This window comes from Marinobacter sp. VGCF2001 (assembly GCF_049943275.1).
Lineage (GTDB): Bacteria > Pseudomonadota > Gammaproteobacteria > Pseudomonadales > Oleiphilaceae > Marinobacter.
The window spans coordinates 1-8,335 of sequence record NZ_JBNFVX010000029.1 but is presented as its reverse complement, the minus strand read 5'-3'; the positions used below and the strand labels follow the sequence as shown (position 1 = coordinate 8,335).

At 59.5% G+C, this 8,335-nt stretch carries 7 protein-coding genes; 3 read left to right on the top strand and 4 right to left on the bottom strand.

Going from position 1 to position 8,335, the window contains the following annotated elements; translation table 11 throughout:
* Positions 1–158 precede the first annotated feature (158 nt).
* Positions 159–641, top strand: coding sequence for a pantetheine-phosphate adenylyltransferase (gene coaD, locus ACP2AU_RS16490; RefSeq protein ID WP_426377311.1), 483 nt, complete (start codon positions 159–161; stop codon positions 639–641).
* An 85-nt stretch (positions 642–726) separates the two neighbouring features.
* On the opposite strand, the gene ACP2AU_RS16485 is transcribed toward coaD, so the two are convergent.
* The 4 genes from ACP2AU_RS16485 to ACP2AU_RS16470 form a co-directional block, all read right to left on the bottom strand.
* Positions 727–2,019 carry a DUF945 family protein gene (locus tag ACP2AU_RS16485; RefSeq protein ID WP_426377310.1) on the bottom strand — a complete coding sequence of 431 codons (1,293 nt, stop codon included), beginning with the start codon at positions 2,017–2,019 and terminating at the stop codon, positions 727–729.
* Positions 2,020–2,054: 35 nt separating this feature from the next.
* Positions 2,055–4,193: a polyphosphate kinase 1 gene (ppk1, locus tag ACP2AU_RS16480; RefSeq protein ID WP_426377309.1), complete on the bottom strand. Its 2,139-nt coding sequence runs from the start codon at positions 4,191–4,193 to the stop codon at positions 2,055–2,057.
* A gap of 51 nt (positions 4,194–4,244) precedes the next feature.
* On the bottom strand, positions 4,245–5,294 hold the full coding sequence (gene hemB, locus ACP2AU_RS16475; RefSeq protein ID WP_426377308.1) for a porphobilinogen synthase: 1,050 nt from the start codon (positions 5,292–5,294) through the stop codon (positions 4,245–4,247).
* 149 nt (positions 5,295–5,443) lie between these two features.
* Positions 5,444–5,665, bottom strand: coding sequence for a hypothetical protein (locus ACP2AU_RS16470; RefSeq protein ID WP_426377307.1), 222 nt, complete (start codon positions 5,663–5,665; stop codon positions 5,444–5,446).
* 268 nt (positions 5,666–5,933) lie between these two features.
* On the opposite strand from ACP2AU_RS16470, the gene ACP2AU_RS16465 reads away from it, so the two are divergent.
* Both ACP2AU_RS16465 and ACP2AU_RS16460 read left to right on the top strand, forming a co-directional pair.
* Complete coding sequence (locus ACP2AU_RS16465) at positions 5,934–6,563, top strand: TetR/AcrR family transcriptional regulator (RefSeq protein ID WP_426377306.1); 630 nt, start codon at positions 5,934–5,936, stop codon at positions 6,561–6,563.
* A 2-nt stretch (positions 6,564–6,565) separates the two neighbouring features.
* Positions 6,566–8,257, top strand: coding sequence for an isovaleryl-CoA dehydrogenase (locus ACP2AU_RS16460; protein ID WP_426377305.1), 1,692 nt, complete (start codon positions 6,566–6,568; stop codon positions 8,255–8,257).
* Positions 8,258–8,335 lie beyond the last annotated feature (78 nt).

The following is an 8,335-nucleotide window of genomic DNA, read 5'->3' as shown; positions in this document are numbered from 1 at the left end:
GAAAGAAGTGCACAGGGAAGTGCTCGTAGCGTCTCCCGAAAGCCACCCCCGGCTCGTGCGGCAGGCTCCAGCTACGAGCAGCCATCATCAGAAGCCCCGGACTACAGCACGCCCCCCGATCCTGCTATCCTACGGCTTACCAACAAAAGGAGCTGTGAATGCCTAAAGTGATCTACCCCGGCACCTTCGACCCCATCACCAACGGCCACACCGACCTTATCGAGCGGGCCGGCCGGATGTTCGATGAAATCGTCGTCGCCGTCGCCTATAACCCGAAAAAACAGCCACTACTCAACCTCGAAGAGCGCTGCGAACTGGTTCGCCAGTCCACCGCGCACCTCCCGAATGTCAGTGTCACCGGCTTCAGCAACTTGCTCGCCGATTTTGTGCGTGAACAGAACGCCAGTGTCATCCTGCGCGGACTGCGCGCGGTGTCCGACTTTGAATACGAATTCCAGCTCGCCGACATGAACCGCCGGCTGGCACCGGAAGTCGAGAGCGTATTCCTGACCCCGGCCAATCACCTCTCATACATTTCTTCCACCCTGATCCGCGAAATCGCCTCTCTGGGGGGTGACATCTCCGAATTTGTCGACCCGGCCGTGGCTCAGGCTCTGCAACAGAAGTTCGCCCAGGGCTGAATCCAGCGCGGTGATCACCGGAACAAGCCGATAAGCTGAAGCACAGCTGATGGCCGTAGCCCATCAGCTGTCAAAGAGGCGGGAGTCAAAGCAGTGGGGGCAAGGGGATGTCCAGATCATTGACGGTCAACACCAGATCCTCCAGCCGGCCATCCAGCACCAGACGATCACCGTCCTGAACCAGCAACCCCTCCTTGATCAGCGGCGCCACCTGCATACGCACCAGGGGGTAGTCCTCCGCAAGAGCCACCGGCATACTGACGTTCACACTTCCAGTCAGCTCCTGCATAACCATCAGCATGCTATCCCGTTGCCGGTCAGACAATTCCGGGTGGGAAATGTCCAGCGAACCGGTAACTTCGCCCTCCGGCGTCGCCACGCTCAGTTCACGGATACCGGCTGAAAAGCCCTCCGCGGCCAGGCTCCGGACAGCACCATTGAAACGCTGCATCATCGCCATCTGCTGCTCAAAAGCAGCCCTGGGATCGTTATCGCTGGCGAGAGCCAGTGACTGCATCTCTGCCATGACATTGCTGAAGTCGTTCCAGCTGGCCACATCCAGATTCTCCAGCGATACCTCAAGCCGATGAGGGCCATAAGACTGATCTCCCAGAGTCGCCGATTCCAATGCCAGGGTAGCCCGGGAACTCAAACGCTCACCGCTCTGGCCCGCCTCGCTGAGGCTGTCAATCGTCATCCCGCTGAAGACCATGGCCGGGCTCTGAGGGGCCTGTAAAGTCACGGTGTCAACGGTCATCAACCCCGATCCCGTCCAGATATCGCCAACCAGCCACGCCATACTCTGTTCCACATGGATATTCTCAATAGCAACATCCATTGCCGGATCACGGAGCCGGAAGCCAGGCCAGACCATCAGCAGGTCTGCCTCCTGCCCCAGGCGCCCCACATCAATCCGGACCAGACCACCACTGCTTCGAACAACCGTATCCCCGCCCAGGTTGTCAATCTGCGTCACCGGTGCCTGCAGCTCCAATGTCGCGCTGCCCCATAGACGGGTTTCCAGAGTCAGGTTCGGGTCGGCATCCGGAAACCAGTCGGCGCCCTCCGGCTGCCAGCCCTGACGGGGCCGAACGTCCATCAGGCTGCCGGTTATTCCATGGGTCACCTGAATATCAAAACCCAGGGTATGGGCGTCTCCGGTCTCGGCGTCCCGCAACGTGACCGACACGGACACCTCTGAACCGAGTATGCCCCGCTGGTAATCCTCGGTTTCCAGACTCAGAAAGGGCTGGGCCCGGTTAACTTCCTTCGTCGCTTCGCGCCATTGCTGTTCGGTGACATAGCCCACGCCCCAGGGCGCGCCTCCTGCTACCAACAAAACAGCCAGGCCCGCCAGCGTCCATTTTTTAGATTTCAAGGTATCCGTCCTGTCGTTATGATTGCCTGCCGGCGTCAGCCGGGCTTGCCCGTCAGGCGCTCCAGCAAAACCAGTTGTGATGCAATGCGCTCTTCGCCTTCCCCGGGCCGATTCTGAAGATAACTGCCGTCAGGCTGCAACACCCAGGCCTGGCAGTTATCGGCCAGATAGGTATCCAGATCTTCCCGCAAGCGGGCAACCAGAGCCGGGGCCTCGACCGGAAAGGCGGTCTCCACCCGATGCAGCAGGTTACGCTCCATGCAGTCGGCGCTGGAGCAATAAACCTCCGGACGACCACTGTTGCCAAAATAGTAAACCCGCGTGTGCTCCAGGAAGCGACCAATCACCGAACGCACGCGGATGTTTTCGGATAATCCCGGCACCTCCGGGCGCAGACAACAGATCCCGCGAATGATCAGATCAATCTTGACCCCCGCCTGCGAGGCCCGATAGAGCGCCTTGATCAGTTGCGGCTCGGTCAGGGCATTGAACTTGAAAATGATCCGCCCCTTGTCACCGAATCCGGCCTCCCGCTCAATCAGGCTGATCAGGCGATTGTGCAGGGTAAAGGGGGCATGAAACAGCTTCTTGATCTTCAGGGCCTTGCCCATGCCGGTCAACTGCTGGAACAGCTTGTTCACATCGTCGCCAATGGACTCGTCACAAGTCATGAAGCTGTAGTCGGTATACAGCCGCGCGTTACCGGCATGGTAGTTACCCGTGCCCAGATGAACATAACGCCTCAGGCGCCCCTCTTCCCGGCGCACAATCAGAATCATCTTGGCGTGGGTTTTATAACCCACGACACCGTACACCACAATCACGCCAGCCTCCTGCAGCCGGCTGGCCAGCTCCAGGTTCTCGGCCTCACTGAAACGGGCCCGCAGCTCGATCACTGCGGTCACTTCCTTGCCTCGCCGTGCCGCATCCGCCAGGGCCTCGACGATCTCGGAATCGGCCCCGGTGCGATAGAGGGTCTGGCGAATCGCCAACACCTGGGGATCTTTGGCGGCCTGGCGCAGCAAGTCCACCACCGGACTGAAATTTTCAAACGGGTGGTGCAGCAGAATGGGTTGTTTGCGAATCGCATCGAACATCGACTCTTTGCTTCGAATCTGCTTGGGAATCGAGGGCGAAAAACCGGAATACGTAAGATCCGGCCGATCCACCAGGCCACCCACGGCCATCAACCGCGTCAGGTTGACCGGGCCGTGAACCTGGTACAGATCCCGCTCGGTCAGACCAAACTCGCGCAGCAGGAACTGCACCAGTTCCTGCGGACAATTATCCGCCACTTCCAGGCGAACACCATCACCGAACCGGCGGCTCAGCAGTTCCCCGCGCAGCGCCGAGGCCAGGTCTTCCAGATCATCTTCCAGCTCAAGATCGGCGTTCCTGGTCAAGCGGAACTGGTAACACCCTTTCACTTCCATGCCGGGGAACAGCTCATCGGCGTGGGCGTGGATCATGGAGGACAGAAACACCAGATTGTTGCCACCGGCACAGACATCATCCGGCAAACGCACCAGGCGTGGCAGCGAGCGCGGCGCCGGCACAATCGCCATCCCTGTTTCGCGGCCAAAGGCGTCCTTACCATCCAGCTCAACGATAAAGTTCAGGCTCTTGTTGACCAATCGAGGAAACGGGTGTGACGGATCCAGACCGATGGGGCTGACCACCGGCAGAATTTCCTCGTCAAAATAATTGCGCACCCACTCCGCCTGGGCCGCGGTCCACTCCCGGCGCCGAACGAAGTGGATATTTTCCTGCTCCAACTCCGGAATCAGGACATTATTCAGAATGTCGTACTGCTCGTGAATGTAGTCGTGCGCGACCCGGCTGATTTCGGCCAGCACCTGCTCCGGCAACATACCGTCGACGCCCACCGTTTCGCGGCCATACTTCATTTGCTGCCGCAGGCCGGCCACGCGGATCTCGAAGAACTCATCCATGTTGCTGCTGAAGATGCAGCAGAAGATCAGGCGGTTAATCAGGGGGTGAGTGGTATCCAGTGCCTGCTTCAATACCCGGTAGTTGAACTGCAGCTGGCTCAGCTCCCGGTTGAAATAGTTTTCACTGGCATCCAGGTTGACGTCCCCACCCCTCACCGGCAGATCCATCGGCGCCGGAACGCTCTGTTCAGTGCCTGTCACGGTCACGATCTCGCTTGTCATTGCTCTTTGTATCCATCGTTGAGCCAGACTGCGGCTGCCGCCGCCGTCCGGTTATGTTCGCTGACGCTCCTGCATCAGTCGCGCGGCGCGCACCGCAAAGTACGTCAGGATGCCATCGGCACCAGCCCGGCGCATGGCCATCAGGCTTTCCATCATCACCGCATCGCCATCCAGCCAACCGTTCTGCGCGGCCGCCATGTGCATGGCGTATTCGCCACTGACCTGATAAACAAACGTCGGCACCTGCAGCTCGGTTTTCACGCGGCGCACAATATCCAGATACGGCATTCCCGGCTTGATCATGACCATATCAGCACCCTCGGCCAGATCCATGGCCACCTCATGGATGGCCTCGTCACTGTTGGCCGGGTCCATCTGGTAGGTCGCCTTGTTGCCCTTACCCAGGTTACCCGCAGAGCCAACCGCATCGCGGAACGGGCCGTAGTAACTGGACGCATACTTGGCAGAGTAGGCCAGAATCCGGGTATTGACATAACCGGCCGATTCCAGGGCCTCACGAATCGCCGCCACACGGCCGTCCATCATATCGGACGGCGCCACCACGTCCGCGCCGGCATCCGCGTGGGACAAAGCCTGATTGACCAGGGCCTCAACCGTTACGTCATTCAGCACATAGCCATCATTATCAATGATGCCGTCCTGACCGTGCGTGGTGAACGGGTCCAGCGCCACATCCGTAATCACCCCCAGCTCCGGGTAGGCCTGCTTCAGAGCGCGAACCGCCCGTTGCGCAAGCCCATCCGAATCCCAGGCACCAGAGCCCGAGAGATTCTTTTTCTCCGCCGGAACCACCGGAAACAGAGCGATAGCGGGAATACCCAGCTCGACCAGCTCCCCGGCCTGCTCTACCAGCAGATCAATACTCAGGCGCTCGACACCCGGCATTGAGGGCACGGCCTCGCGCTGCTCCTCGCCCTCGAGCACAAAGACCGGGAAAATCAGGTTATCCGGCGTCAGCTGATTCTCCCGGACCAGACGCCGGGAAAAATCACTGGCGCGATTGCGACGCAACCGGGTGAACGGATAGGCTCGACTGGATTGCGCAAGATGCGGCTTCGGCACAGATAACCTCCTGAACATGGATGGCTTTGAAAAGTGGTGACATCATACACCTCTGAAGCCGCCCGGTGCAGGCCTGGGCCCAGTCTGCCGTTGACCGATGACAAGAAGATGACAGAGAGAAGAGTTTGCCGGGACAACAGAAGCCGCCGCCCGGCAAAGCAACGCCATCAGAGGGATCGGTTATTGAACCCGGTTTCCACCTTGCGCGGGACATCGGTACGGAAGGTAGTGTTCACCTCCTGTATCCTGCCCCCGCCTTGCAAAAACGCTTCAATGTCGGCCTGTAGCTGGGCGCGAACCCGGGCACGGCCGGTCACGGAATGGTTATCATCACTGTCGCCAGCCCAGTTGCCGGACTGCTCCAGATTGCTTTCGTCGAATTCACTCATGATTTTCTCCATCAACGAAAACAGCATTAAAGGTGGCTACATCCCGGAAGGGAATCCACCTCATCTCGACTGCCGGCCCACGAAAAGCCCGTCTTGGCGTCTTTATAATCTGCTTTTCAAACGCACGCCATTTGCCAACAACCTGTTTTTTGTAAATTTTTGTTATCGACCGTACAGGACTGTTTTTAAAGGCTATATTCGATATTTTTCTAATACTGAAAATTGACACAAGAAATGAATACTGATTCAATACTTTCAAGGAGCAGGCATGGCCTACCGCGAAACCGAAAAAATGCGCCAGCGCAAAGCCCAGGCACGGAAAAACATCATTGAATGCACCTGGGAGTGCGTTTCTGAAGGCGGTTTTCGCAACGCCCGAATAACCCGGATCGCCAGCCGGGCAGGGGTCGCGACCGGGACCATTTACCGGCACTTTGAGTCCCGGGAAGAGCTGTTTGCGGAGATTTTCCGCATGGCCACCCAACGTGAGGTCGACAAGGTTGCAGAAGCCCTGGCGATTCAGGGAAACGCGGTGGCCCGCCTGGAAAAAGCGTTGCGGCAGTTTGCCTATCGGGCACTCAAAGCGCCGATGAAAGCCTGGGCCCTGATCGCCGAGCCGGTCGACCCGAAAGTGGAAGAAGAACGACTGGTGTACCGCAAGGCATACGCCAACCTGTTTGAACAGGCCATCCGGAATGGCATTGCCGAAGGCGGCATACCGGATCAGGATGCCCGCCTGACCAGTACCTGCCTGGTGGGCGCGATTTCAGAATCCCTGGTGGGGCCGCTGTCGCCAACGCAGGCAGCGGCAACCCAGGGACACAAAAACAATGAAGATGAGCTGGTCGATACCATTGTTTGCTTCTGCCTACAGGGGTTGACCGGCACCAGGAGCTGATCATGAACAACCCGCCACGCCAGACCGAAGCCAGTACCAGCAGCCGCTACCTGTCAGCAACCCACGAGGTGACCAACCAGCCCGGCCCGCTGGAGAACTACAATCCCTACCAGCAGGATATGGCGCTGCGGGAGGCCGTGGTGAGAGAAGGCGCCAGTTACGCCAATGACGACCTTATTCGCTTCGGCGACTGGGCGGGCAAGGCCGATACCATTGACCTTGGCCATCAGGCCAACATGAACAAGCCCACCTTCCGGACCCATGACCGCTACGGTCACCGGATCGACGAAGTCAGCTTTCATCCGGCCTATCATGAGCTTATGCGTGTGGCATTGGAAAACGGCCTGCACAGCTCACCCTGGACCAACCCCGGTAAGGGAGCACACGTTGCGCGGGCTGCCAAATACTACCTGCACTCGCAAATAGAGGCAGCCCACTGCTGCCCGATCACCATGACCTTCGCGGCCGTACCGTCACTGCAGAACCAGCCGGACCTGGCCAGGCTCTGGGGCCCCAAAGTTCTGGCCAACGAATACGACGGTCGCAACGTGCCAGACAGCGAAAAGTCCTCCATCACCATCGGCATGGCCATGACCGAAAAACAGGGCGGCAGCGACGTTCGCGCCAACACCACCCGTGCTTATGCAACCGGCCAGGAAGGCCCTGGCCAGGCCTACGAACTGGTCGGCCACAAATGGTTCGTTTCTGCCCCCATGTGCGACGCCTTTCTGGTACTGGCCCAGACCGCCAGCGGCCTGTCCTGCTTCCTGATGCCCCGCTGGCGCCCCGATGGCAGCAAGAACCCCTGGCAGGTACAACAGCTGAAAAACAAGATGGGCAACATTGCCAACGCCTCCAGCGAAGTCGAACTCCGCGGTGCCCTGGCCTGGATGGTGGGCGAAGAAGGCCGGGGCGTGCGCACCATCATCGAAATGGTGGCCATGACCCGCTTCGACTGCATGATCGGCAGCGCCGCCGGGATGCGCCAGGCGGTGGCCCAGGCCAGCCACCACTGCCACCAGCGCAGCGCCTTTGGCGCCAGACTCAGCGATCAGCCGCTGATGCAGAATGTCCTGGCCGACCTGATCATCGAAAACGAAGCCGCCCTTGCCTACGCCATGCGCGTGGCACGGGCCATGGACAATCAGAACAACGAACACGAACGCCTGCTGGCAAGGCTCGCCACCCCCGTTGGCAAATACTGGATCTGCAAACGCACCCCCAATCACGCCTACGAAGCCATGGAATGCATTGGCGGCAGCGGCGTGATGGAAGACAGCATCATGCCCCGGCTGTTCCGGGAATCTCCGGTCAACGCCATCTGGGAAGGCAGCGGCAACGTCCAGTGCCTGGATACCCTGCGCGCGCTGCAGAAAGAACCCGAAACCCTCGACACCTTCTTCAAGGAAGCGGCCGAAGCCCGTGGTGCCGACCGCCGCTTTGACCAGCATCTGGCGCAACTGCAACACGACTTCGCCGACATCAGTGACTTCCAGTACCGCGCCCGCAACCTGGTCGACCGCATGGCCCTGACCATGCAGGGGTCCCTGCTGCTACGCTTTGGCGACAAACACGTCGCCGATGCCTTCTGCGCCTCCCGCCTGCAAAGCAGCGGCGGCATGAACTACGGCAACCTGCCCTCCGGCACCAACCCGGCAGCGATTATCAAACGGGGGACGCCTGTAGTAGGCTAGGAAAAATTCAGTTCGCCGGGCGCACCAGCAAGATGCCAGCCGACTGACGCGACTCCCCTTGCGAGGTTTGTGAACCGG

Excerpts from the sequence above, each read along its gene's own strand:
- coaD (WP_426377311.1), top strand. The coding sequence starts at position 159 with ATGCCTAAAGTGATCTACCCCGGCACCTTCGACCCCATCACCAACGGC.
- ACP2AU_RS16465 (WP_426377306.1), top strand. The coding sequence starts at position 5,934 with ATGGCCTACCGCGAAACCGAAAAAATGCGCCAGCGCAAAGCCCAGGCA.
- ACP2AU_RS16460 (WP_426377305.1), top strand. The coding sequence starts at position 6,566 with ATGAACAACCCGCCACGCCAGACCGAAGCCAGTACCAGCAGCCGCTAC.
- hemB (WP_426377308.1), bottom strand. The coding sequence starts at position 5,294 with ATGTTCAGGAGGTTATCTGTGCCGAAGCCGCATCTTGCGCAATCCAGT.
- ppk1 (WP_426377309.1), bottom strand. The coding sequence starts at position 4,193 with ATGACAAGCGAGATCGTGACCGTGACAGGCACTGAACAGAGCGTTCCG.
- ACP2AU_RS16470 (WP_426377307.1), bottom strand. The coding sequence starts at position 5,665 with ATGAGTGAATTCGACGAAAGCAATCTGGAGCAGTCCGGCAACTGGGCT.